The sequence below is a fragment of the Collinsella intestinalis DSM 13280 genome, from assembly GCF_000156175.1.
GTDB lineage: Bacteria > Actinomycetota > Coriobacteriia > Coriobacteriales > Coriobacteriaceae > Collinsella > Collinsella intestinalis.
In genome coordinates this window covers 106,285-130,851 of sequence record NZ_GG692711.1, presented here as the reverse complement: position 1 = coordinate 130,851, position 24,567 = coordinate 106,285, and the positions used below count along the sequence as shown (strand labels likewise).

Below are 24,567 nucleotides of genomic sequence, written 5' to 3'. Positions count from 1 at the left end.
GGGGCGGGTGTTCGACGGATGGCCATCACCACACAGGAGCGCAAGGAGGCGCTGGCGGCTGCAGCCGAGCAGGAGCTCAAGGGACTCGAAGCGCGCAGGGTCCGCATGGCGGGCAACGCGTTTTCGCCGGTCGTGCTTGTCAAAGGCGAGCTCAACGATGCCGAGCGTTCGGGCGATCCGCTGCTTTCGGGCGCGGACGGTACGGCCCTGCGTGCGGCGCTCGGCGCCATCGGTTGGGAGCCGCAGGATCTTTGCGTGCTGGCTGCGGTTGCCGGCTCGGGCGACGAGGCCGTGGCGGGCGGTCTGACGGCGGGTGAGCCGCTGCCCGTCGATCTGTTCCGCGAGGCGCTTGAGGCGCTCGATCCCGAGGCGGTCATCCTGTTGGATGATGCGGCCGCCGATCTTTTGCGCGAGACCTATGCCGACGCCCTCGCGATCATCGAGGACTTCGATACCGCCATGCTCAAGCCCGGGCTCATTGCGCCGGTTCTTGGCCGCCGTGTGCTCGCGCTCGATGGTTTTGAGGCCGCGCTGTCCCAGCCGGCGGAAAAGCAGCGTATGTGGGCATATCTCAAGCAGATGCCACCGCTGGGGGCGCCGTACTAAATGGGTTCCCGTGCCGCTGCGATTCGCTGATTCCATAGGTGTCTTGTCAGCTGTCTTGTCAGTGAAAGCCCCCAGTGCCATACTTCCCTCAACGAACCTGCGAATGTCGGGAGGACCGCATGGCACAGACGAGGGGCGGGGCCCTGGAGCGCGCGGCGGCGGTGCCCGCCGAGACGCGCGAGCGCATCGAGGAACTCAAATCAAAGCGTGATGCGGTGATACTTGCGCATTACTATGTCGAGCCCGAGGTGCAGGCCGTCGCCGATTACGTGGGCGATTCGTTCTACCTCGCAAAGCTCGCTAAGACCTTGCCGCAACAGACCATCGTCTTGTGCGGCGTGGAATTCATGGGCGAAAGCGCCAAGCTCCTCAATCGCGATAAGACCGTGCTCTTGCCGGAGCCTGCGGCGGATTGCCCCATGGCCCATATGGTGAGCCGGGCGACGATCGACGCCGCCCGTGCCGAGTACGGCGACGATCTTGCGGTGGTTTGCTACGTCAACTCGACCATGGAGATCAAGAGCTGGAGTGACGTCTGCGTGACTTCATCCAACGCGGTCAAGATCGTGCGCGAGCTGCCGCAGCACCATATCCTGTTCATTCCCGATCGGAACCTTGGTCGCCATGTCGCGCAGCAGGTGCCCGAGAAGCACGTGATCCTGAATGACGGATGCTGCCCGCGCCATGAGGCGATTTCCCTTGCCGAGCTGCGCGAGCTCAAGTCGGCGCATCCCGAGGCGCTCACGCTGGCGCACCCCGAGTGCACCGAGGCGATTCTGGCGGAGGCCGAGTTCATCGGCTCGACCGCCGATATTATCGGCTTTGCGGAGGCGAGCGCGGCGAGCGAGTTCATCATCGTGACGGTCGATGGCGTGCTCTACGAGCTGGAGCGGCGATGCGCCGGTCAGGGCAAGCGCTTCTATGTGACCAAGACTCCGCCCACCTGCGCCGATATGGACGGTATCACGCTCGATAAGCTCGTGGCGTGTCTCGAGAGCGGTTCGGGCGCCGTGGATATCTCGGTTGATGAGGACGCCGCCCGCGCCGCGCAGTGCACGCTCGACCGCATGCTGGAATACGCAGCCCGCTAGGACGCATCCGGCAGGGTTCCGCATGAGCGGCGCCCGCTCGGATGCGTCCCTTGCGTGGGGCGCCGGAATGAAAGGGGCCGCGGATGGCGGCGAACCATATGGACATGACGTGCGATATCGCGATTGTCGGATGCGGCGTGGCGGGCTTGTATGCCGCGCTCACCGCGCCGGCGAGTGCCAAGATCGTGATGCTGTCGAAGGGCGCCCTCGACGAGTGCGATTCGATGCTCGCCCAGGGCGGCATCTGCGTGCTGCCCGAGGCCGAGGATTACGACTCGTTCTTTGAGGACACGCTTCACGCCGGGCACGGCGAGAACCGCCGCGAGAGCGTGGACATCATGATCCGTTCCTCGCGCGCGGTCATCAACGACCTGATTGCGCTGGGTGCGGAGTTCGAGCGCGAGGAGGACGGCTCGCTGGCCTTCACGCGTGAGGGCGCGCACGCCCGGGCGCGCATCGCGTTTCATGCCGACGTGACGGGCAAGGAGATCACCGAGGCGCTGCTGGCGGCGGTCAAACGCCTGCCCAACGTGCGGATTCTCGAGCATGTCGCCATGGTCGACCTGTTGTTCGATGCGCACGAGGGCGGCGGGGCGGATGCGGATGGCGCGCCCGCCTGCACGGGCGTGCTGGCACTTCCCGTCACTGCTGCATCCTCGACGGCCACGATTGAAGAGCTGCGCGCCGTCGCCGGTGTGGGCGAGTCCCTCGACGCCGCCCCCGCCGATCTTGAGTGCGGTGAACCCTTCTGCATCCATGCGGGGAATACCCTGCTCGCTACGGGCGGCATCGGCGGCGTGTATCAGCATTCGACGAATTACCCCCAGCTCACGGGTGATGCGTGCTTCCTTGCCAGCGCTTACGGCATCAAGCAAGAGCATCTCGAGTACGTGCAGATTCACCCCACCGGTCTGTATTCCGCCGAGCCCGGCCGCACCTTCCTTGTGTCCGAGAGTTGTCGCGGCGAGGGCGCGATCTTGTTGAATCATGCCCAGGAGCGCTTTACCGACGAGCTCCAGCCGCGCGATGTGGTGGCGCGCGCCATCCAGGATGAGATGCGCAAAGAGGGCACCGAGTACGAGTGGCTGAGCTTCGCCCCGGTCGATCCGCAGGTCGTGACCGCGCACTTCGCCAACATCCACGCGCATTGCCTGGAAAAGGGACGTGACATCCTCGCCGAGCCCATTCCGGTCGTCCCAACGCAGCATTACTTCATGGGTGGCGTGCGCGTCGATCGCGATTCGGCCACGAGCATGCCGCATCTGTACGCGGCGGGGGAGACCGCCTGCAACGGCGTGCACGGCAAGAACCGTTTGGCGAGCAATTCGCTGCTTGAGTCTTTGGTGTTCGCCCGCCGTGCGGCGTGGAAGATGGCGACGGGCGAAAGCCTGCCCGTGGAGGAGACCGGTGCCCCGGCTCTCGATGGCGTGCACCGCGCGCCGTGCGACCTGTTCCCTGGTCTTCCGTCGTTCGAGCTGAACATCGACACTCTTATATAGGAGGCTCGCATGAATCCCATCACCATGAACCTGGTGGCCGACGACATCATCCGCTTCGCCCTACGTGAGGACATGAACGCGGGCGACCTGTCGACCGAGTCCGTCTGCCCCGAGCGTCGCGAGGCCGAGGTGCAGCTCATCGCCAAGGCCGAGGGCGTGATCGCGGGTCTCGATGTGTTCGAGCGCGCCTTCACCCTGCTCGACCCGCGCACGAGCTTTGATGCTCGCGTCGCCGACGGCGATGCGGTCGAGCCCGGCCAGCTGCTGGGCATCGTGCGCGGCGACGCACGCGTCCTGCTCTCGGGCGAGCGCGTGGCCTTGAATTTCCTGCAGCGCATGAGCGGCATCGCGACGTACACACGCCGTATGGCCGCAGCCCTGGAGGGGACGAAGACCAGGCTCGTCGACACGCGCAAGACCACGCCGTGCCTGCGCATCTTCGAAAAGGCCGCGGTCGAGGCGGGCGGCGGTGCCAATCACCGCTACAACCTCTCCCAAGCGGTCATGCTCAAGGACAATCACATCGACGCTGCAGGCGGTATCGCCGCTGCGGTGGCGGGCGCCCGCGCGCACGCGCCGTTCGTCTGCACGGTCGAGGTCGAGTGCGAGGACCTGGGCATGGTGCGCGAGGCGCTCGAAGCCGGAGCCGATATCATCATGCTTGACAATATGACGCACGAGCAGATGGCCGAGGCGGTTGCGCTCATCGACGGCCGGGCCAAGGTGGAGGCCTCGGGCAATGTGGACGCGGGCAACATCCGCGCCCTCGCCGATCTGGGAGTCGACTTCATCTCGTCCGGCGCCCTCACGCATTCGGCGCCCATTCTCGACCTGTCCCTCAAGCATCTGCGCATGGTGTAGCCGGCATCTTTGGTGGAGAGGGGCCGCGTGCGGCTTGGTCCGGCGCCCCTCGCACACGGGCGAGATGGGCTTGCCAGATACGGATGGGAGGTGCGGCGGATGCCGTTGATGGGACATGAGCGCAGGAACGCGATCCTGCAGAGCCTGCGCGGGGCCGAGCGGCCTGTGAGCGGGACGGCCCTGGCCGACGCCGCGGGTGTGAGCCGCCAGGTGATCGTGCAGGATATCGCCCTGCTGCGCGCCGACGGGCACGATATCGTGGCGACCAACCGCGGCTATGTGCTGCGTGAGGGTTCTTCGGATGCGGATATCCCCACGCGCCTGGTCAAGGTGCGCCATACGGTCGAGCAGCTCGAGGATGAGCTCAACACCATCGTCGATCTGGGCGGTACGGTTCAAAGCGTGATGGTCAATCATCGTGCGTACGGCAAGATCACCGCGGACCTCGACATCCGCAGCCGCAGCGGGACCGCGCGGTATCTCGACGATATTCGCACGGGCAAGTCCACGCCGCTCATGACTGTGACAAGCGGGTATCACTTTCATCGCATCGCGGCCGAGAGCGAGGAGGCGCTCGACCGCATCGAAGCCGCCCTTGCCGCGCGCGGTTACCTCGCCGAGCTCATGCCCTATGAGGATGATTTCCAGTAGTCCCACCGCGTGCTCGCCAAGTCTCAATTGGGGACAGGTGCAAATTGAGCCTTATCGCGCGTTCGCCCGCGCGTGAGGTCCCGGTCGATACCATCTATATATATGCGAAAACCGGGTCCGACCCAGCAAGGGGTCGGACCCGGTTCTCATGGGATCCATATTCGGATGCGCGAGAGACTAGTCCTCGGCGATCTCGGTGATGGCGCCGGCGGGGCAGGCGTCCTGGCAAGCGCCGCAGGCAACGCAGGAATCCTCGTCGGCAACGGTGGCGACGTCGTTCAGCTCGACTCCTGTGATTGTTCGTTCAGCAAGAAAGCTCGCTCACCAAGCCGAGATAAGAATAACGTGATTCATTTGTCTGTCTCCTTTAAGAGCTTCTACCAAACCCCAACAGTGGGACACCAAGGGTTTCTGTCGTATCCGAAGATTCGGCATAGCCTTATGGAGAAAAACTCCGGAAGAATAAGGTTTCCTGTCATACGCTCGATTTCATCGGTCATTAGAAAGGGGAGCATAGTGTAGACATCACCGTCGTCCAGCTTGCACTTCGTAAGATAGTCTCTAATAAACAAATCAAAATGATTTTCGGACACACTCTTTATGCGATTGTTTTCGCATATGCGAATCCTTCGGTCGAAAACGTCCCGTTCCGCCGCAACAACTTCATTCCATTCGTTCGCGCAGCTCCGGCAATCAACTAGATGAATCCTAGTGGTAGTTATTGGAAATGGCTTATCCCAATCCATGTTTTCTGGATACTTGCGTTCAAGCACCAAGAGCTTAAGGCTGTGCGTATGCAGAATTGAGCAGGTGTAGCAAAGGGCAAGCTTCTCATGGGTGGCGTTGGTTGACCATGCCCTAATCTCTCCATCGACTGCTGACAACCGTTCATGAAACTCATTCCAAGATTTCTCACGATCGGCCTTAAAGACACCCTCTATACGAGACAACTCTGAAAGCCTGCTTTTTGCAGTAAATGGGGAAAGACGACCAATTGTTAGGTTATCCGGAAACCATAGCACGTCTCCGAAGCATTCTCCCTGCTGAATTGCAGCGGCTCGCGCAGCTCTCAGAACGGAGCTCACACTACCATCAAAGCATAGGTTAATCACAGAGACTCTGTTCCGCTATAGCCAGGGTTACCATATGCGTAGTTGTATACCTGAGCGGTAAATTGCCAACTGACCCAAATGCGGTGGCTCGCATTAAACTCGTGTTCGCCATCCACATATGCGGTAAACCCGCCGCTGGGAACAATCTGGTCCTCATTAAAGGATTGACGATAGCTATCCCCATTAGAAGTGTCCTTGCACGTGTAGGATCCACTCACGCCTTTGATACGAACGCAAGTCATCATAGATGCGAGTGTGCAGCGGAAGTCAATCTGGCATTTTCCATTACTCGTGGCAATCTTATGCAGAACCACCTGGCACGTTGGTTTTTCGGTGCAGTCGGCACGCAAAGAAGGGGTTTGTCCGACGGTATCAAAAGTCTCAAGTGGGACATCAATAACCTTAAAGGCTATCAAGTCCCCTTCCTCATAATCAGGACCAGGAGCAACCTTCTGCTCAAGTTCTTCAATATCTTCAGCTAGAAGAAATCCTTGGTTGCCACTAAAATCAGCTGGCGTAGCATACGACATCATCGGAACAGCTAAAGACCAAAAAACGACAGCAGAAAGAAATACTGAGACGATCGTCTTAAACTTCAGCTTCTTCATAATCTCCACCCATCAAGCGCTGGCACTCCATGCCCGAAACATTCGGCCATCTTGAAGTCTCCAATGGCACTCATTCGGCAGATGGAAAAAGCATTCGGTGAGCGGCACATCAAAACTATAACCCTACTTTTGTCCTATAAGCCGGAATGATGTGTGCCGGCGGCAGGGTTGCAGAGCACAAAAAAGCTTGGCTCCAAACGGGAGCCAAGCTTTTTTGTTGCTCAATGAGCAAGGCTTGTGCAAGCTGCGCACAAGATGCGCGAGCCGCGCTCAGGTTGGGTGCTAGTCCTCGGCGATCTCGGTGATGGCGCCGGCGGGGCAGGCGTCCTGGCAAGCGCCGCAGGCAACGCAGGAATCCTCGTCGGCAACGGTGGCGACGTCGTTCAGCTCGAGAACGCCGGCCGGGCAAGCGTCGACGCAGACGCCGCAGGCGATGCACTCGTCGGCATCGATGATCGGATGAGCCATGGTAAACCTCCTCTGTAGCGCCCGGTGCCACAGGCGAAGAGGCAACGGGTCTTTTTCGGTCAAAAACATACCACGCACCGCCGCGAGCGCAAGGCCTTGCAGCGGCTTTCCACTGCCGTTCACCGAGTTAGCCCTTGCAAACTTAGAGTGGGGACCCTTCGTTTGCACCGCAGCCTGGCGCGGAGCGCCCTTATCAATGTGGAGGATAGGAAATCTTATATGAATTGACTTAGATTTTGTATAAGGCGCGTCATAAGGGGATACACTATGCCATGAACAAACGCCGAAGCGCCGTGGGCATCCGCACATGCGCGTCACGCAACCCAACGAAGGGAAGTAATCATGAGCAAGATTCTCGGTATCGACCTGGGCACCACCAACTCTGCCATGGCGGTTCTCGAGGGCGGCACCCCCACGACCATCGTGAACGCCGAGGGCGACCGCACCACCCCGTCCGTCGTGGGCTTCCGCGCCGACGGCGACCGCATCGTGGGTAAGGCCGCCAAGAACCAGGCCGTCACCAACCCCAAGAACACCGTGTTCTCCATCAAGCGTTTCATGGGCCGCAAGTTCTCCGAGGTGCAGGACGAGCTCAAGACCGTGCCTTACGAGGTCAAGGAGGGCAGCAACGGTCGTTGCGTCGTCGTGATCGACGGCGAGGAGTTCACCCCCGAGCAGATCTCGGCCATGACGCTCGCCAAGATGAAGGCCGACGCCGAGAAGTACCTCGGCGAGACCATCTCTGAGGCCGTCATCACCGTCCCGGCCTACTTCAACGACGCCCAGCGTCAGGCCACCAAGGACGCCGGCCGCATCGCCGGCCTCGACGTGAAGCGTATCGTCAACGAGCCCACCGCCTCTGCCCTGGCCTACGGCCTGGACAAGCAGGACAAGGAGCAGAAGGTCCTCGTCTTCGACCTCGGCGGCGGCACCTTCGACGTGTCCCTGCTCGACCTGGCCGACGGTGTCTTCGAGGTTCTCGCCACCAACGGCGACAACCACCTCGGCGGTGACGACTGGGATCAGCGCGTCATCGACTGGATGGCCGACAAGTTCCAGTCCGAGAACGGCGTTGACCTGCGTCAGGACCCCATGGCCCTGCAGCGCCTGAAGGAGGCCGCCGAGAACGCCAAGAAGGAGCTCTCGAGTGCCCAGCAGGCTGTCATCAACCTGCCCTTCATCACCATGAACCAGTCCGGCCCGCTGCACCTCAACTACACGCTGTCCCGCGCCGAGTTCGAGAAGATCACCCGCGATCTGCTCGAGCGCTGCAAGGCCCCGGTCACCAAGGCCCTGAATGACGCCGGCGTCTCCCTGTCCGAGGTTGACGAGGTCATCCTGGTCGGCGGCTCCACCCGTATGCCCGCCGTGCAGGAGCTCGTCAAGAACATGACCGGCAAGCAACCCAACATGTCCGTGAACCCCGACGAGGTCGTCTGCAACGGCGCTGCCGTCCAGGGCGGCGTGCTCACCGGCGACGTCGAGGGCATCCTGCTGCTCGACGTGACCCCGCTGTCGCTCGGCGTCGAGACCATGGGCGGCATCATGACCAAGATGATCGACCGCAACACCACGATCCCGACCTCCAAGACCGAGATCTACTCCACGGCCGCCGATAACCAGACCTCCGTCGAGATCAACGTCCTCCAGGGCGAGCGCGAGCTGGCTCGCGACAACAAGTCCCTCGGCAAGTTCCAGCTCTCCGGTATCCCGGCTGCCCGTCGCGGCGTGCCGCAGATCGAGGTCACCTTTGACATCGACGCCAACGGCATCGTGAAGGTCTCTGCCAAGGACAAGGGCACCGGCAAGGAGCAGTCCATCACCATCTCCGGCTCCACCGCGCTTTCCGACGAGGAAGTCGACCGCATGGTGAAGGACGCCGAGTCCCACGCCGAGGAGGACAAGAAGCAGAAGGAGGAAGTCGAGGCCCGCAACCAGACCGACTCCCTGTGCTACTCCACCGAGCAGACCCTCGCCGAGCTGGGCGACAAGGTTTCCGGCGATCTCAAGTCCAAGGCCGAGTCCGCTATCGCCGACGCCAAGAAGGCGCTCGAGGGCTCTGACATCGAGGCCATCAAGTCTGCCGGCGAGGCCCTGCAGTCCGTGGCGTACGAGCTTGCCCAGATGGTGTACGCCGACGCCCAGGCCGCCGCGCCCGGTGCCGACGGCACTGCTGCCGCCGACGACGTGGTCGACGCCGAGTACGAGGTCGTCGACGACGAGGAGTAAGCTCCTTGAGACGCATCCGCCGCGCGCCCCGCGCGTGAGCGCCGCATGAGAGTTCGGGCGGCCGGCCTGCCAGCTGGCGAGCCGGCCGCCCTTTGCATGATAAGGAGACGGACGTGAAGATACCCGTGGAGGACGCCGTCGAGGCATCCGCGCAGGCACCTGATTCCGCCGATACAACCATTGAGAAGGAGGCAGCCGTCATGGCCGACGAAACCGAGGAGATGACCGAGGAGGAGATGGTCGAGGCCGCCATCCGCGCCGGTGAGGAGGCTGCGGACAACGATTTCAAGTTGAAGTACGAGAAGGCCGCAGCGGATCTGGCCGAGGCCCGCGAGCAGCTTGCCGCCGCCGAGGACGCCCGTGAGGCTGCCGAGGCAAAGGCTACCGATGCCGTGAACCGTCACGCCCGCCTGCAGGCCGATTGGGAGAATTACCGTCGCCGTACCGCCCAGGAGCGCCTGGACGAGCGCGCCCGCGCCACCGAGAAGCTCATCGAGGCCCTGTTGCCCGTGGTGGACGATATGGAGCGCGCGCTCGATCACGCCCGCACCCAGGAGCTTGCCGATGACTTCAAGCAGTTCGTCGACGGCGTGGACGCGGTTCGCTCCAAGCTGCTCAGCGTGTTCGACGGTGAGGGCGTCGAGGCGATCGACCCCAAGGGGGAGGCCTTCGACTGCAATATTCACCAGGCCGTCGGTCGCGTGGAGGACGCGTCTCAGTATGACGAGACCGTCAACGACGTGTACCAGAAGGGCTACCGCATGGGCGGCAAGGTGCTGCGTCCCGCCATGGTCACCGTGACCTACGGCGGCGAGACCCGCCCGGTGATCGTCGAGGACGACGAGGACGCCGAGGCCGAGACCGAATAGCGGCTCGCGGTTGCACATATGCACGATTCAGGCAGGGCCCTGGGATGAGACGCCCGGGGCCCTCTTTGAGAAGGGAGGGTTCACATGCCTTCATCTAAGAGCTTTTACGATGTGCTGGGCGTAAGCAAGAACGCCTCCGACAAGGAGATCAAGTCGGCGTTTCGTAAGCTGGCTCAGAAGTACCATCCCGATCGCGGTGGCGACGAGGCGAAGTTCAAGGAGATCTCCGAGGCGTATGAGACGCTGTCCAATCCGGACAAGCGCAAAGAGTACGACATGATGCTGCAGTTCGGCGGCATTCCCGGCCAGGGTGGCTATACGTATGCCGGTGGCGCCGGCGGTCCGTCGATGGCCGATATCTTTGGCAGCATGTTCCGCGGCGAGGGTGTGAGCGGCGCATATGGCGCCGATCCCACGTCGTTCGATTTCGGCGACATGTTTGGCGGCGGCCGCGCTCGCGCTCGCAAGGGCAACGATCTGCGCGCTGTGATCGATGTGACGTTCGACGAGGCCCTGCACGGCGCCAAGCGCAGTGTGACGCATCGCATCCCCTCGACGGGGGAGAGCGACACCATCGAGGTGACCATACCCGCCGGTTGCTACGACGGTATGAAGCTGCGGTACAAGAATCATGGCGAGTACGGCGTGAACGGCGGTCCGCGCGGCAGCATGCTCGTCGAGTTCCGCGTGGCGGAGCACCCGGTGTTCAAGCGCCGCGGCAAGTCCGCCGACGTTTCGATTGACGTGCCGGTGTCCATGTACGAGGCCGCCCTGGGTTGCACGGTCGACGTGCCCACGCCCTCGGGCAAGACGCTGCGCCTCAAGGTTCCCGCGGGGACCCAGTCGGGCAAGAGTTTCCGCTTTAAGGACATGGGCATGCCCGATGTGAAGCGCTCGGGCCATACCGGCGCCCTGCTCGCCACGGTGAGCGTGAAGGTGCCCATGAGCCTGACGGAAAAGGAGCGCGCGGCCCTGGAGAAGCTCCGCGACGCCGATGAGCGCACCTATCGCCCCTCCCTGTAACGTTGTGCAATTGGGGACGGGTGCAAATTGCACCACCCGCTCCAGTCCACATGTGTAATTTGGGGACGGGTGCATTTTACACAGCGTCGCGCGCCGGGTCGCTGCACCCCGGCGCGCGACGCGTACAATAGGATTCGATGATTCGATCGGATGGGGGAAGCATGACCGAAGAGAGCCGTAACAAACCGCTGTATATGATCTCCGTTGCCGCGGAGCTCACGGGCATGCATCCCCAGACGCTGCGCGTGTACGAGTCCAAGGGCCTGGTGAATCCCAAGCGCTCGGGCGGAAATACGCGCCTGTACTCCCAAGCCGACATCGAACGCCTCGAACTCATCAACCAGCTCACCGACGAGGGCATCAACCTCGCTGGCGTGGTGCGCATCCTGGACATGAAGGAGCGCGCCGAGGCTCGTGAGCTCGAGGCCGAAAAGCTGCGCTCTCGCGTGCGGCAGCTTGAGGATGAGCTCCATGAGCTCAAGATGCAAAAGCGCATCACCGCGCTCGCCCCGCGCGACGGCTCCGCCGACCCCGAAAAGGTCCTGCGCGGCTTGCTCGGCGGCGGCGACCTATAAAACCTCAATTTAGGGACAGTCCCTCAATTGAGGTTCCCGGCGCGGAACGAAAGGGATGCGGGCGAAAAGGAGAACGGCGATGGTTGGGGAGAATGGCGACATGAGCGATGCGCCCTTAAGCGAGAATTATCGCTTTTTCAATCACAGCGCCTGCGAGTTCTACCCGTGTCACGATATGCCGGCCGAAGATCTGAACTGCCTGTTCTGCTTTTGCCCGCTGTATCGCCTGGGCGAGGATTGCGGTGGGAACTTCACCTATATAGACGGTGCCGATGGTGCGCGCATCAAGGATTGCAGCGCCTGCACCGTGCCGCATCGGCGCGAGAATTACGACTACATTTTGAATCGGCTGACTTCGGAATAAAGGATGGCTTTGGCCGGGGGGCGTAACGCTGGGCGCTGCGCGCAATGGCGCGCCGCGACCCGACGGATGCTCGAGTGATGTTGGGCGGCGGCGCCGGCCTTGCGGGATCGTGCTGCTCATCCTGCGGGTCCGGCGTGCGTCGAGCATGACTGACCCCTCATTCATACACTAAGAAAATCTTATGTATGGAGACTTAGATTCTGGTATAAATCAAGCGCGCCTCGGCAACAATACCTCTCGATAACACAGTGCGCCGCCCCGTAGGGCGGCCGGATGCAACCCGTGGCCTGGTTCGACTCGGCCACCTCAATTGAGGGACAGTCCCTCAATTGAGGTGATGGCCAAAAGGGTTGCGAGAGAGGGTGATTCCATGAGAATCGACAAGCTTGCCATGACTTCGCGGGAGGCCCTGCAAAACGCCATCGGCATTGCGGCCGACGCGCAGGCCGCCGCCGTGGAGCCGATTCATCTGCTCGCGGCTCTGCTCACCAGCGGGGAGCGCAACATTTCCGTGATCATCGAGCGCATTGGCGCCGACCCCGCCCAGCTTGCGAACGCCACCCAGCAGGCCATCTCCCGCGCGCCCAAGGTCGAGGGCGCCCAGCAGCAACTTGGTAGCGACCTCACGCGTGTGCTCGAGCGCGCGGAGAAGAAGGCTGCCAAGATGGGCGACAACTTCGTGGTGACCGAGCACCTGCTCATGTCGCTCGCCGAGGACAAGGGCGATGCCGGCCGCATCCTGGCCGACGCCGGCGTGACGCGCGAGCGCATCGAGGAGGTGTACACGGAACTCCGCGGCGACGATCGCGTGACCTCGGTGGACTCCAAGACCGAGTTTGAGGCCCTCGAGCAGTACGGTCGCAACATCTGCGACCTGGCGCGTGCCGGCAAGCTCGATCCGGTGATCGGCCGCACCGAGGAGATCCGTCGCACCATCCAGGTCCTCTCCCGCCGCACCAAGAACAACCCGGTGCTCATCGGTGAGCCCGGAGTGGGCAAGACCGCCATTGTCGAGGGCATCGCCCAGCGCATCGTCGCGGGCGACGTTCCCAGCACGTTGCGCGACCGTGACCTCATCGAGCTCGACATGAGCGCGCTGGTGGCGGGCGCCAAGTTCCGCGGTGAGTTCGAGGACCGCCTGAAGGCCGTGCTCAAGGAGGTCGAAAAGTCCGAGGGTCGCGTGATCCTGTTCATCGACGAGCTCCATACCATCGTGGGCGCCGGTGCCACGGAAGGCTCCATGGATGCGGGCAATATCTTAAAGCCCGCCCTCGCCCGCGGTGATCTGCATGCGATCGGCGCCACGACGCTCGACGAGTACCGCAAGTACATCGAGAAGGACGCCGCCCTCGCCCGCCGCTTCCAGCAGGTGTTCGTGGGCGAGCCGAGCGTGGAGGACACGGTGTCGATTCTGCGCGGCCTCAAGGAGAAGTACGAGATCTTCCACGGCGTGCGCATCACCGACGGTGCGCTTGTGGCTGCCGCGGACCTCTCGAGCCGCTACATCGCCGACCGCTTCCTGCCCGATAAGGCCATCGACCTGGTGGACGAGGCGGCGAGCCGCCTGCGCATGGAGCTGGACTCCATGCCGGTCGAGATCGACGCCATCACGCGCCAGCTCACGCAGATGCAAATCGAGGAGCAGGCTCTGATGAAGGAGACCGACGCGGCTTCCGCCGAGCGCTTGGAGGCGCTGCGTCAGGATATCGCCGAGGTCCAAGAGAAGCTCAACGTGGCCAAGGCCGGCTGGCTCAACCAAAAGAACGCCATCGACCGTGTTCAGGAGCTCAAGGCCCAGCTGGACGAGGCTCGCGGCGAGGAGGCCCGCGCGACGCGCGATGGCGACCTTGCCCGCGCCTCCGAGTTGCGCTTCAGCGTGATTCCGGGCCTGGAAGCCCAGGTGCGCGAGGGCGAGGAGCAGCTCGCCGAGCAAAAGGGGGCGGAGAACTCCCTCAAGGAGGAGGTCACTTCCGACGAGATCGCCGAGGTCGTGAGCTCGTGGACCGGCGTGCCGGTTGCCAAGATGATGCAGGGCGAACTTGAGAAGCTGTCGCACCTCGAGGATCAGCTGCATGAGCGCGTCATCGGTCAGGACGAGGCCGTGCGTGCAGTGGCCGCCGCCGTTCGCCGCAGCCGCGCAGGCCTGTCCGACCCCGATCGCCCCATCGGCAGCTTCTTCTTCCTCGGTCCCACCGGCGTGGGCAAGACCGAGCTGGCCAAGGCGCTTGCCGAGTGCCTGTTCGACGACGAGCGTGCGCTTGTGCGCATCGACATGTCCGAGTACATGGAGAAGTTCAGCGTCCAGCGCCTCATCGGCGCACCTCCCGGATACGTGGGGTACGACGAGGGCGGTCAGCTCACCGAGGCGGTTCGCCGCAGGCCCTACTCCGTCATCCTGCTGGATGAGATGGAGAAGGCGCACCCGGACGTGTTCAACGTGCTTTTGCAGGTGCTCGATGACGGCCGCCTCACCGACGGCCAGGGCCGCCAGGTGAGCTTCAAGAACACGATCATCATCATGACGAGCAATGTTGGTTCGAATGCGATCGCCGAGTACGCAGGCCGTGACGAGGCCGAGATGCGCCGTCTGGTGGATGAGGCCATGAGCCACACCTTCAGGCCCGAGTTCCTGAACCGCATCGACGACATCGTGGTGTTCCACCCGCTCGGCATGGCCCAGATCGAGAAGATCGTCGACATCCAGCTCGCCGACGTGCGTCGCCGTCTGGCCAAGGAGCGCATGACGCTTACGATCGAGCCGCGCGCCAAGCAGCTGCTCGCCGAGGGCGGCTTGGACCCGGTGTTCGGTGCCCGTCCGCTCAAGCGCCTCATTCAGCGCGAGGTGGTCGACGCGATCGCGTGTGCCATCATCGACGGCCGCGTGCGCGAGGGCGACGAGGTGAAGATCGACGTCGACGAGGATGGCTCGTTCGTCGTCGTGTAAGAAATGCCGCATTGACGACAGGCGCCGGTTGCGTGCTGCAGCCGGCGCCCGTTTTTTAAGACCCGATTGGAAGCCCGGGCTTGTGGGAATACTCGTAATGACGCTTTCAGATCGGAGGTCGTGATGAACGCCAAGCGAATTGCCCGCCTGATCGTCGCCTGTATTGCGCTGATGATCGGCCTTGTCGGATGCGGGGGTTCGACTGGCCCCGCTGGCTCCGCAGCGCCCGGTTCATCACAGGGCTTGGACGCAAGTGCGACACCCGCCCAGCGCGCCGCGGCCTTGTACCAAGAAGCGGTCTCTCACCCTCAATCGTATTTCGGTCTCCCCGAGCATCCTGAGGGTGCGGGTGGATCTGATGTTCCGACATTCGACTACGCTTTGGTGGCCGTCAAGCCCGGTGAGCTCCCCGCGCTGCTTCTGCGCGCCATGGGTTCGGATGGGCGATGGGCCGACACAGCGGAGATCGTGCCCCTGACCGTGAACGATGCCGGGGACGGGCTTTCAGCTGGGGTCGCGCCGCTATGGGAGGACATCTCCCAGGCGGAAGAGCGGCAGAGGAGCGTTATGGCGTCTGCGTGCGGCGACGGCCTGCTCGTCGAGGACATGAATCGATCGACGGGTGAGGGCGTTGTTTGGCGCCGTCGCTTCGAGGCGGATGCCATGCGTCCGGAGCCCGTGTGCGAATTGCGAGGGGGGTCTGATTCGATGGCGGCCAAGGTTGCTGCGGAGGAATTCGTGCCCATACCCTGGGAGCCTTGCCCGCCTTCGGGTGCGAATCTCGACGACCTCGCCAGTCTGAAGGCACTTGCGGACGGCACGTGGCAGTCGACCGCCGTGCGCGAGGACAAGGACCGCTCGGCAGCGGCAGAGCAATTCGGGCTCATCACTCTGACTGGCACGGTGCGCGAGCTTGATGATCGCGGTATCGCCGCGCTGCAGGGCATCGAGAACCCCAACCCTCCAAGCGACGACCTCGTGATGCACGCGGTGCTCGAGCTCGACGAGCCCGCGACCCTGACCGCCATGAGCGGCGGCGGTCCGGACACGCGCGAGGGCGAGACGCGTTTGATTCTTATTGAGCGGGACACGAGTGAGCTGGCCTGGGGCGCCTATCAGGACAAGCATGTGACGGTGGCGATCGATCCCGCGATGCTCACGTGGCCCTCCGACACGAGTCTGCCGCTTGGAGAGCCTAGTGTCGCAACGGCGGGCATAGTCGTCGTCGATGTTGGGTGATGCCGTCGACGTCCTGTCGGGATGGTTGGCAGCAACAGTTTTATGCCGATCGCGATTGCCGGCATAGAAGCAGCTGCAGCCGCTATCGTATATCCTGCTGATACGGAGAACTGAAGAGGTGCCGGCCCACGTGCGTTCGCACGGAGGGTCGGCCTTTGCGAGGGGAGGGCTCATGGCCGAGCCGCAGAGGACGGGCGAGGAAACTGGCGTTTCGGAGTACGACGATCCGTGCATCCGCGCGGAGAATGAGGACGACGACGGTTACGACCCGTATTCCGATCGTCGCCCTGATCCCGAGCCCCTGTTCGAGCGCGACCCGTGGGCGTAGCGGTCGCATGATGGGATCGGCAGAAAACCTCGAGGGTGTTCGCGGGGTGTTTTCGCAAGGTGCGCGGGCGGCCGATGCGCGGCCGGTCGTTGGACGCTTCGCCCCGTCGCCGACGGGTCGCATGCATTTAGGGAACGTCGCGGCTTCGCTTTTGGCATGGCTTTCGGTTCGCAGCCAGGGTGGCAAGCTCGTGCTGCGCATCGAGGATCTGGACGACCGTGCCCGCAGCGGTCCGTGGGCCGAGTTGCTCATGGACGATCTGCGCTGGTTGGGGCTCGATTGGGATGAGGGTCCGTATTACCAGACCGAGCGGCTTGACCTCTATGAAGATGCGTTGCGGAGGCTCGATTCGCTTGGGCTGGTATACCCCTGTTTTTGCACGCGGGCCGAGCTCCATGCCGCGAGTGCCCCTCATGCCAGTGACGGCACGCCCGTGTATGCGGGGACGTGTAGGAATCTAACGCCTGAGCAGGTGGCGGAGCGTTCGGCTGTCCGGCCGCCCGCGATGCGCCTGAGGGTGCCTGCGGCGGATGGCTCGGACGCGCTCGCCATGGCACCTCGCATGCCTGTAGCCTCGCCGTCGCGTACGGTGAGGTTCACCGACCGCACGTATGGCGTGCATGTCGAGGACCTTGCACGTGAGTGCGGAGACTTTCTCGTGCGGCGCAGCGACGGCGTCTTTGCCTACCAACTCGCCGTCGTCGTGGACGATGCCGCCATGGGTGTCACGGAGGTTGTGCGAGGCTGCGATCTATTGGGGTCGACGGCGCGTCAGCTATATCTGCAGGATATGCTCGGCTATGGGCATCCCGAGTATGCGCACGTTCCGCTGCTGGTGGCGCCGGACGGGCGGCGTCTGTCCAAGCGCGATCGCGATCTCGATATGAGGGAGCTGCGTCGCCGCTTCGGCACACCCGAGGAGCTTTTGGGGCGCCTCGCGCATGCGCTGGGCCTAAAGCCCGACGCTGCACCGTGTTCCGCGGCACACTTGGTCGAGGGATTCAAATGGAACCAAGTGCGAGCGCACCGCGATAACTTCGTGGTGGTGCCCGGTTTCTTGGGCTAGTTTTGAATTGTTGCTTCCACGCCCTGGTCAAGCCCGCGGAAGTGCGTTATTATCGTCTGGCTGTTCCGGAGAGCTGACCGAGAGGCCGAAGGTGCTCGCCTGCTAAGCGAGTAAGGGCCGCAAAGCCCTTCTGGGGTTCGAATCCCCAGCTCTCCGCCAGTCGAAATTAAGAAGCGAGCCCATGAGGCTCGCTTTTTTGTTGCCGCTCCGTGGATTCGAACCCCATTAGGGGTGCGGAGCTGAGGAAACGGCGGAGCCGTTTTCCAGCGAAGCCCGCAAGCGCCGCAGGCGCGCAGCGGGAGGAGGGCGGCGCCAGCCGCCCGGCGAATCCCCAGCTCTCCGCCAGTCGAAATTAAGAAGCGAGCCCATGAGGCTCGCTTATAAGTCTGCGCACGGGCTCGTTTGCCGAATTGCCGTTTGCGAAACACTTGGATCCGCGGTGCATACGTGCGGGTACAATGTGCGCATGTTCGACTCGGAGAAAGGCGGCTTGCATGCCCACCTTCCTTTCACGCCCTCGCCCGCTCGTTCGCGCCGCGCTGCGTGCGCTTCTGCTGCCCGCGCTGACCATCCTTGTCGCCTTTGCTGCGACGCTTGCATTTCCCCATGCCGCCCACGCCGACACGTATGCCTTGCCGAGCGTGCACATTCAGGCGCAGGTCATGGAGAATGGCGACCTGTTCGTGACCGAGGCCCGCACCTTCGCCTTCGAGGACACGGTCAACGGCGTGTACTGGGACATTCCCTTCGCCGACAACGAGCAGGGGAGCGCGTCCGCGGTTTCGGTGCTCGACGTGCGCGAGCTCGACGACGCCCCCGAGGACGAGGCCGATGCCCGTCGCGCTTCGCAGCCCATGCAGGAGGTTTCCTCGGCGAACTCCGGCGATGGTCATGTCTATACGGTCGAGAACCTGGATGATTCTCTGCGCCTCAAGGTTTTCATCCCGCGCGAGGACGGCGACGAGGCGACCGTGTGGGTCAGCTACATGATCGAGGGGGCCGTCATGGCGTGGCCCGATACCGCCGAGCTCTACTGGCAGTTCATCGGGTCCGAATGGGAGGAGGACGCCGAAGACGTTCGCTTGGACGTGACGTTCGCCGGTGCTGCCGCGGGCACGCCGGCAACCTCGAGCTCCAGCGACGCGAATCTGCGCGCTTGGGGCCATGGCCCCCTCGACGGCGAGGTTTCCCTCGACGCGACGGACCCGGCAAACCCGCATGTGGTGCTCGGGGCCCCCATGGTGCATGCCGGCCAGTTCGCCGAGGTCCGTGCGACGTTCCCGACGGATTGGGTGCCAGGTCTGGCCGCGTCCGGCGAGCCTCGCCTCGAGAGCGTGCTGTCCGAGGAAGCGGCATGGGCGGAGGAGGCCAACGCCCAGCGCGAGGGCGCACGGCAGGTGGCCTTTGCGGGTACCGCCGCATTGACCGTCGCGCCCGCAATCATGCTCGGCGTCGTTGTCTACCTGCGTAAAACCAGGTATGCGAGCCCCAAGCCCGTTTTTGACGAGACGTACTTCCGCGACTTGCCGTCGAACGATCACCCGGCGGTCCTCTCGGCCCTGGTGTACGGCGGCACGGTGCAGGATTGCGCATTCGTGGCGACTCTGATGAAGCTCACAGACGACCGCGTGATCAAGATCAAGCACGAGACGCGCACCGAGGACAGGTTCCTCGGCTTGGGCGAGAAGAAGGTCGAGGAGTACTCGATCGAGCTTGCGGCGCGCGAACGCATCACCGATCCGATTGATTTGGCGGCGATCGATTTGTGCTTTGGGCCCGATGCCAAGAACGGCGACGAGGTGCGGTTCGGCGCTTTCCAAAACCAGGAGAGCGTGGGCGAGTACATGCAGTCCTTCAAGGACCAGGTTCTGGCGGAACTCGAGCGCCGTAATCTCACCAACCTCGCACCCGATACCTTCAGGTATGCCCCGGCGGCCCTCGCCGCCCTCATCGTGTTCGGGTGCATAGCCTTTGCGATTTTCACCGATGGCGTCAATTTACCGCTCATCATCCTTGGCGGCGCTCTTGCCATCGCTGCGGCGGTTATCGCCGAGCGCACGAATGTCCATTCGCCCGAGGCCGTTGAGCTGCTCAATCGCTGCCAGGCGCTCGAGCGTTGGCTCGAGGACTTCACCAATCTGGACGACGCGGTTCCCGATGACCTCATCCTGTGGAACAAGATGCTCGTCCTGGCCGTCGCCTTTGGTGTGAGCGACGAGGTTCTGCGCCAGCTGGCGGACGCCGTGCCGGTCGACCGTCGGGTGGACGAGAACGGAATGTACTACTACCCGAGCTACTGGTGGTATTACTCGCATGGCAGCTTGCATTCGCCGATGAGCGAGATGCACGATGTATATCAGGCCACGGTTGCGGAGCTCGCCTCGAGTTCCAATAGCTCCGCCGGTGGATTTGGCGGAGGCTTCTCCGGTGGCGGAGGCGGCGGTGTCGGCGGAGGTGGCGGCGGCACATTCTAACCGCCCGTTCGGCCCGGTCGATGCGGGGCGTTCCGAGTGTGTTCGGCGCGCTCTGAGAACTTCGGTGCACATATAAAACTTCGGAGCACCTGGTGACCAAATTCATGCGCGAAAATGGTTACCAGGTGCTCCGAGTTTTAAAAGGTGCACCGAAGATGTTTAGGGCGCTCCGAAGTTTTCGGGATGCGCCGAAGCCGTGGGCGCAACGGGCGCGGACACCCGCGTCGCCCGGTTCCACCTGCCTACGCGCTCAGGTCGAGCCCGTAGACGTACATCTCCTTGGGGAGCAGCCGGCGCTCATCGCGCGTGCTGCGGTAGGTGCCTGCGCGCTTGAAGCCGTGGTGCTCGTAGAACTGCCAGGTGCAGTCGGTGTCGGTGTAGAGGAAGGCGCGGTTGGCACCAAGTTCGGTGAGGTGGGTCGTTGCGGCGTCCACCAACACGCTGCCAATGCCCATACCGCGTGCGGAGCTGCTCACGACGAGGAGGGTGATCTCGGTCGAACCGGCGTAGCCACTCTTGGCGAGCAGGGAGTCGTTCTTGGATTCGGTCAGCTGGACGCCATGCCAGTACGCGGCCGCCGCCTCGGGCTCGAGCTCGCGCATGCGGCGGAAGTAGTCCTTGGAGATGGTGAACCAGCGCTTATTCGAGCGCGGGCGCGAAGGGTCAGGGCAGGCGAGCACGATGCCGCACGGCTTGTCATCGACAAGCGCAACCTGGGAGAACGTGGAAATGGAAAGCGAATAGGAGAGGTCGTTGCACGCCTCGAGAAAGCCGTATTCGGGCGAGGGACCCTCGTTGTGCCAAGTCTGTTGCAAGATGGCGGCGAGCTCTTCGAAGTCTTCTTCCTCGAAGGGTCGGTACGTGACGCGCGAGACCATGGAACCTCCTGTCATATCACCACTGTTTGTACCACCTGCCCGCGGGTTGTGTGTGTCGTACGCGTGAAGTCGCCCCGCACTCTCAGATTCTCCGCGCAAAGGCCATGTTTTCTCGGCAAGTAATCCAAAAGGGCCCCTGGCGAGCCGCGCGCGCCCCGCCGCCTGCGGTACAGTAGAGGCGTATGTAACGGGGGGTTGCCGGATGAGGCGGCCCCACCTGTGCGAAGGAGGGTCCATGGCTTCCCAGGGGAAGGTTTCCCGCGCGTTGATCTCGGTGACGGACAAGACCGGCGTGGTCGAGTTCGCCCGTGCGCTCAAGGAGGAGTTCGGCGTCGAGATCATCTCGACCGGCGGTACGGCAAAGGCTCTGGTCGACGGTGGCGTTCCCGTGACGCCCATCGAGGAGTACACCGGGTTCCCCGAGATGATGGACGGCCGCGTCAAGACGCTGCACCCCAAGGTCCACGGCGGCCTGCTGGCCCGTCGCGATTCCGAGCAGCACATGGCCGAGGCTGCCGAGCATGGCATCGGTATGATCGACATGGTGGTCGTGAATCTCTATGAGTTCGAGAAGACCGTTGCCAACCCCGACGTCACCTTCGCGGACGCCATCGAGCACATCGATATCGGCGGCCCGTCCATGCTGCGCTCCGCTGCCAAGAACGCCGACGCCGTGACCGTGGTTTCCGACCCGGCCGATTACGAGACGGTCCTCGCCGAGATGCGCGCCAACGATGGTGCCACCACGCTCGAGACGCGCCGCCGTCTCCAGGTGAAGGTCTACACCACCACGGCTGCCTATGACGGCGCCATTTCCACCTGGCTCGCCGCCCAGGCCGAGTCCGGTTGCGCCGACGCGGTCCTCACCGCCGATGGCGAGTTCGCCGCCCCCGCCGCGATGTCCGTCAAGCTCGAGAAGGCCCAGGACCTGCGCTACGGCGAGAACCCGCATCAGGCCGCCGCGGTCTACCGTTTCGACGCCGCCAACGCCCCGCTCTTCTCCTCGGAGGCCCCGCTCGTGGGCGCCGAGCAGCTCCAGGGCAAGCCGCTGTCCTACAACAACTTCCTCGACGCCGAGGCCGCCTGGAACGCCGTGCGTGAGCTCGACGAGCCCGGCGTGGTGATTCTCAAGCACCAGAACCCCTGCGGTTCCGCCGTCGCCGCCGACGTGACCGAGGCCTACGATCGCGCCTTCGCCTGCGATCCCAAGAGCGCCTTCGGCGGCATCGTCGCCGTAAATCGTGAGGTCCCGCTGTCGCTCGTCGAGCACTTCGCCGACCGTGACAAGCTCTTCGTCGAGGTTCTCATCGCCCCGAGCTTCACGCCCGAGGCCCTCGAGCGCCTCTCCAAGCGCGCCAACCTGCGCGTTCTGGCCACCGGCGGTGCCGCGGGCCACGCCAAGCTCGAGATGCGCACCGTCGACGGCGGCATGCTCGTCCAGCGCGTCGACACGGTCGAGGAGGACCCCGCGACCTTCACGTTCCCCACGGAGCGCAAGCCCACGGACGCCGAGATGCGCGACCTCATGTTCGCCTGGAAGGTCTGCAAGACCGTCAAGTCCAACGCCATCCTTATCGCCAAGAACGAGATGGGCATCGGCATGGGCCCCGGTCAGCCCAACCGCGTCGATTCCGCGCTGCTGGCCTGCCAGCGCGCCGATGAGGTCTGCGAGCGCCTTGGCCAGGAGGCCGGCGGTTACGCCTGCGCTTCCGACGCGTTCTTCCCGTTCCGCGACAACGTGGACACCCTGGCCGCCCATGGCGTGACCGCCATCATCCAGCCCGGCGGTTCCGTGCGCGACGAGGAGTCCATCGACGCCTGCAACGAGCACGGCATCGCAATGGTCTTCACCGGCACGCGCCACTTCCGCCACTAAGGCGACAAAACAGCGTTTGCCGAGCACCGGGATGTGTAATGAGGGACGGGTGCGAATTACACATCCCGGCGCATTAGAGCGCATCGGGCCGCCACGTGCGGCTCGATGTGTAATTCGCCCGTCCCTCATTACACATGGCAGGAGAGGAGCAGCGTTGAGCGAGCTTGAGCCGTTTTTCAATTCAGCTGAGGAGTGCGCCACGTACGAGCAGTTTTGCGCCGAGCAGGAGCGCGGCGGCGGGAGGTTCGAGCTCGCCGAGCCGGCGCTCGTGTGTCGCTGGCGCATGGCTCGTCGCGGCGTGCCCATGCTGAACAGGCACATCCGCGCGCTTTCCCAGCGTGTGGTGAACGGTGCTCCGCTCACCACCAACATGCTCTCCTGGGCCAAGCAGCACGTCGAATGGTCTCTTGCCGCCGGCGACTATCAAGATCCGAATGGCGTGCTCATGACGGTGATCGACGTCAACGGCGACGCTCTCATGAGTGTGGGCCCCTATGAGCCGCTCACCGACCGGTCCCGCGATGCCCTGGTTGCCCGTGCGGAGGAAGCCCGCCGCGAGCAGGTCAAGACCGGCATTGCCCCCGAGCTGCTGGCCGCGGTGACGCCCGAGGGGCGCATGCTGGTTTTCGCCGCGCCCGATGAGCATCTCTGCGGCACTGCGACCCTTGTGGAGCAGCTTGCCGCCACGCAGGGCCGAGAGGCCGTGCGCGCCTTGGGGGGCGGCGCCCGTCTTGCGGACGCCCTCGCCGTTGTCGAAGAGGGGAGCGTCGTCTTCCTCATCTCGGACGAGCATGGTGTGGTGGTCGAAGATGAGCGAGCGGCTCCCGTACCCGTTTCCGCCGAGGCCCTGGCGACAGCCCACGCCTTCGCAGATGGTCTGGCAAAGCTCTTCAAGTAGCTCTGCTTGCGCTGCGGTCCCGTCTCCGCGTTTCCCGATGCGCCGGTCGCACTGCCGCTGTTGCCACGGCGCCTCTCGATCACGGCTCGCGCCCATGAGGCTTACATTGCTGAAACCTCGCCGACCCGCCGCCTTCGCATGCGGCGGGTCGCGTCATAATGGACCAAAGCAACGTAGGGCGGACGTTTCACAACGGCTGCCAAGGTGATGAAGAGGAAGGCGACAGGGGAATGGCGCGCATATTCGTGGTCGAGGACGACGCACCCATTCGCAACGAGGTTATCGAGGTGCTCGAGCGCCAGGGCTTCGAGGTGTCCTACTGCCTCACGTTCGATTGCGTGGTCGACGATATCCTCGCCGCCCGACCCGACCTCGTGCTGCTCGACCTCACCCTGCCCGGTACGGACGGCCAGCTCATCTGCCGCGAGTTGCGCCAGCAGTCCGATATCCCCGTCATCGTTCTCACCTCGCGTGTGACCGAGGTCGACGAGGTCATGAGCATGACCATGGGCGCGGACGATTTCATTCCCAAGCCGTACAGCGCCCGTGTGCTCGTTGCGCGCGTGCAGGCGCTGCTTCGCCGTGTGCAGGGCTCTGGCGAGGCCTCTCATGAACTTGCGCATAACGGGGTGTCGCTCGATCTGTCTCGATCCATGGCCACCGCCGTCGACACCGGTCGAAGCATCGAGCTCACCAAAAACGAGATGCGCATCCTCTCCCTGCTCATCGGCCACGCGGGCGCGATCGTGAGCCGCGAGGCCATCATGCGCGACCTATGGGACTCCGATGCGTTCGTGGACGACAACACCCTCACGGTGAACATCAACCGCCTGCGCGCGACGCTCGAGAAGATCGGCATCACGGGCTATCTCACCACGCACCGCGGACGCGGGTACTCGGTGTAGGGG

General features: G+C 63.6%; 23 protein-coding genes and 1 tRNA gene. 19 read left to right on the top strand and 5 right to left on the bottom strand.

The window, feature by feature from the left end; translation table 11 throughout:
• The first annotated feature begins 18 nt into the window (after positions 1-18).
• The 5 genes from COLINT_RS07140 (at position 19) to COLINT_RS07120 (ending at position 4,708) form a co-directional block, all read left to right on the top strand.
• Positions 19-606 carry a hypothetical protein gene (locus COLINT_RS07140; RefSeq protein WP_006723793.1) on the top strand — a complete coding sequence of 196 codons (588 nt, stop codon included), beginning with the start codon at positions 19-21 and terminating at the stop codon, positions 604-606.
• 119 nt (positions 607-725) lie between these two features.
• Entirely contained in the window at positions 726-1,697 is a 972-nt protein-coding gene (gene nadA / locus COLINT_RS07135) for a quinolinate synthase NadA (RefSeq protein WP_006723792.1), read from the top strand.
• A gap of 83 nt (positions 1,698-1,780) precedes the next feature.
• Positions 1,781-3,196 carry an L-aspartate oxidase gene (locus COLINT_RS07130; RefSeq protein WP_006723791.1) on the top strand — a complete coding sequence of 472 codons (1,416 nt, stop codon included), beginning with the start codon at positions 1,781-1,783 and terminating at the stop codon, positions 3,194-3,196.
• Positions 3,197-3,205: 9 nt separating this feature from the next.
• Entirely contained in the window at positions 3,206-4,057 is an 852-nt protein-coding gene (gene nadC, locus COLINT_RS07125; RefSeq protein ID WP_006723790.1) for a carboxylating nicotinate-nucleotide diphosphorylase, read from the top strand.
• Between the two features lie 99 nt (positions 4,058-4,156).
• Positions 4,157-4,708 (top strand): transcription repressor NadR, encoded by a 552-nt coding sequence (locus tag COLINT_RS07120; protein WP_006723789.1) that lies wholly within the window; start codon positions 4,157-4,159, stop codon positions 4,706-4,708.
• 177 nt (positions 4,709-4,885) lie between these two features.
• On the opposite strand, the gene COLINT_RS08380 is transcribed toward COLINT_RS07120, so the two are convergent.
• The 4 genes from COLINT_RS08380 to COLINT_RS08525 form a co-directional block, all read right to left on the bottom strand.
• Complete coding sequence (locus COLINT_RS08380) at positions 4,886-4,990, bottom strand: 4Fe-4S binding protein (RefSeq protein ID WP_233418459.1); 105 nt, start codon at positions 4,988-4,990, stop codon at positions 4,886-4,888.
• 95 nt (positions 4,991-5,085) lie between these two features.
• The gene (locus tag COLINT_RS08840; protein WP_084743367.1) at positions 5,086-5,820 is read right to left on the bottom strand and encodes a DUF1835 domain-containing protein; all 735 of its coding nucleotides are present in this window, start codon (positions 5,818-5,820) and stop codon (positions 5,086-5,088) included.
• Entirely contained in the window at positions 5,817-6,428 is a 612-nt protein-coding gene (locus COLINT_RS08375) for a hypothetical protein (protein ID WP_118272148.1), read from the bottom strand. The genes COLINT_RS08840 and COLINT_RS08375 overlap by 4 nt, the downstream gene beginning before the upstream one ends.
• A 282-nt stretch (positions 6,429-6,710) precedes the next feature.
• Positions 6,711-6,896, bottom strand: coding sequence for a DUF362 domain-containing protein (locus COLINT_RS08525; RefSeq protein ID WP_039910702.1), 186 nt, complete (start codon positions 6,894-6,896; stop codon positions 6,711-6,713).
• Between the two features lie 342 nt (positions 6,897-7,238).
• Between COLINT_RS08525 and dnaK the strand changes: the two genes are divergently transcribed.
• The 11 genes from dnaK to COLINT_RS07060 all read left to right on the top strand — a co-directional run bounded on the left by dnaK (position 7,239) and on the right by COLINT_RS07060 (position 20,007).
• The gene (gene dnaK, locus COLINT_RS07105) at positions 7,239-9,125 is read left to right on the top strand and encodes a molecular chaperone DnaK (RefSeq protein WP_006723785.1); all 1,887 of its coding nucleotides are present in this window, start codon (positions 7,239-7,241) and stop codon (positions 9,123-9,125) included.
• 113 nt (positions 9,126-9,238) lie between these two features.
• Positions 9,239-9,994 (top strand): nucleotide exchange factor GrpE, encoded by a 756-nt coding sequence (locus tag COLINT_RS07100; RefSeq protein WP_039910700.1) that lies wholly within the window; start codon positions 9,239-9,241, stop codon positions 9,992-9,994.
• Positions 9,995-10,078: 84 nt separating this feature from the next.
• Complete coding sequence (locus tag COLINT_RS07095; protein ID WP_006723783.1) at positions 10,079-11,017, top strand: DnaJ C-terminal domain-containing protein; 939 nt, start codon at positions 10,079-10,081, stop codon at positions 11,015-11,017.
• Between the two features lie 161 nt (positions 11,018-11,178).
• The gene (locus tag COLINT_RS07090) at positions 11,179-11,592 is read left to right on the top strand and encodes a heat shock protein transcriptional repressor HspR (RefSeq protein ID WP_006723782.1); all 414 of its coding nucleotides are present in this window, start codon (positions 11,179-11,181) and stop codon (positions 11,590-11,592) included.
• A gap of 79 nt (positions 11,593-11,671) precedes the next feature.
• Positions 11,672-11,956: a cysteine-rich small domain-containing protein gene (locus COLINT_RS07085; RefSeq protein WP_039910699.1), complete on the top strand. Its 285-nt coding sequence runs from the start codon at positions 11,672-11,674 to the stop codon at positions 11,954-11,956.
• Between the two features lie 370 nt (positions 11,957-12,326).
• Positions 12,327-14,900: an ATP-dependent chaperone ClpB gene (gene clpB / locus COLINT_RS07080; protein WP_039910698.1), complete on the top strand. Its 2,574-nt coding sequence runs from the start codon at positions 12,327-12,329 to the stop codon at positions 14,898-14,900.
• Between the two features lie 123 nt (positions 14,901-15,023).
• Positions 15,024-16,139 carry a hypothetical protein gene (locus tag COLINT_RS07075; RefSeq protein WP_006723779.1) on the top strand — a complete coding sequence of 372 codons (1,116 nt, stop codon included), beginning with the start codon at positions 15,024-15,026 and terminating at the stop codon, positions 16,137-16,139.
• 172 nt (positions 16,140-16,311) lie between these two features.
• Positions 16,312-16,467, top strand: coding sequence for a hypothetical protein (locus tag COLINT_RS08365; RefSeq protein ID WP_006723778.1), 156 nt, complete (start codon positions 16,312-16,314; stop codon positions 16,465-16,467).
• 7 nt (positions 16,468-16,474) lie between these two features.
• Positions 16,475-17,533, top strand: a complete 1,059-nt coding sequence (gluQRS, locus tag COLINT_RS07070; protein WP_006723777.1) for a tRNA glutamyl-Q(34) synthetase GluQRS — start codon at positions 16,475-16,477, stop codon at positions 17,531-17,533.
• Between the two features lie 67 nt (positions 17,534-17,600).
• A tRNA-Ser gene (locus tag COLINT_RS07065) sits at positions 17,601-17,692 on the top strand.
• Positions 17,693-18,027: 335 nt separating this feature from the next.
• Complete coding sequence (locus COLINT_RS07060) at positions 18,028-20,007, top strand: DUF2207 domain-containing protein (protein WP_006723776.1); 1,980 nt, start codon at positions 18,028-18,030, stop codon at positions 20,005-20,007.
• 242 nt (positions 20,008-20,249) lie between these two features.
• On the opposite strand, the gene COLINT_RS07055 is transcribed toward COLINT_RS07060, so the two are convergent.
• Entirely contained in the window at positions 20,250-20,885 is a 636-nt protein-coding gene (locus COLINT_RS07055; RefSeq protein WP_006723775.1) for a GNAT family N-acetyltransferase, read from the bottom strand.
• Between the two features lie 235 nt (positions 20,886-21,120).
• Here COLINT_RS07055 and purH point away from each other — a divergent pair, with 235 nt between their 5' ends.
• The 3 genes from purH (at position 21,121) to COLINT_RS07040 (ending at position 24,564) form a co-directional block, all read left to right on the top strand.
• Positions 21,121-22,761 (top strand): bifunctional phosphoribosylaminoimidazolecarboxamide formyltransferase/IMP cyclohydrolase, encoded by a 1,641-nt coding sequence (purH, locus tag COLINT_RS07050; RefSeq protein WP_006723773.1) that lies wholly within the window; start codon positions 21,121-21,123, stop codon positions 22,759-22,761.
• A 154-nt stretch (positions 22,762-22,915) separates the two neighbouring features.
• Positions 22,916-23,659: a hypothetical protein gene (locus COLINT_RS07045; RefSeq protein ID WP_006723772.1), complete on the top strand. Its 744-nt coding sequence runs from the start codon at positions 22,916-22,918 to the stop codon at positions 23,657-23,659.
• Positions 23,660-23,889: 230 nt separating this feature from the next.
• Positions 23,890-24,564, top strand: a complete 675-nt coding sequence (locus COLINT_RS07040) for a response regulator transcription factor (protein WP_039910696.1) — start codon at positions 23,890-23,892, stop codon at positions 24,562-24,564.
• The last annotated feature ends 3 nt before the right edge of the window (positions 24,565-24,567 follow it).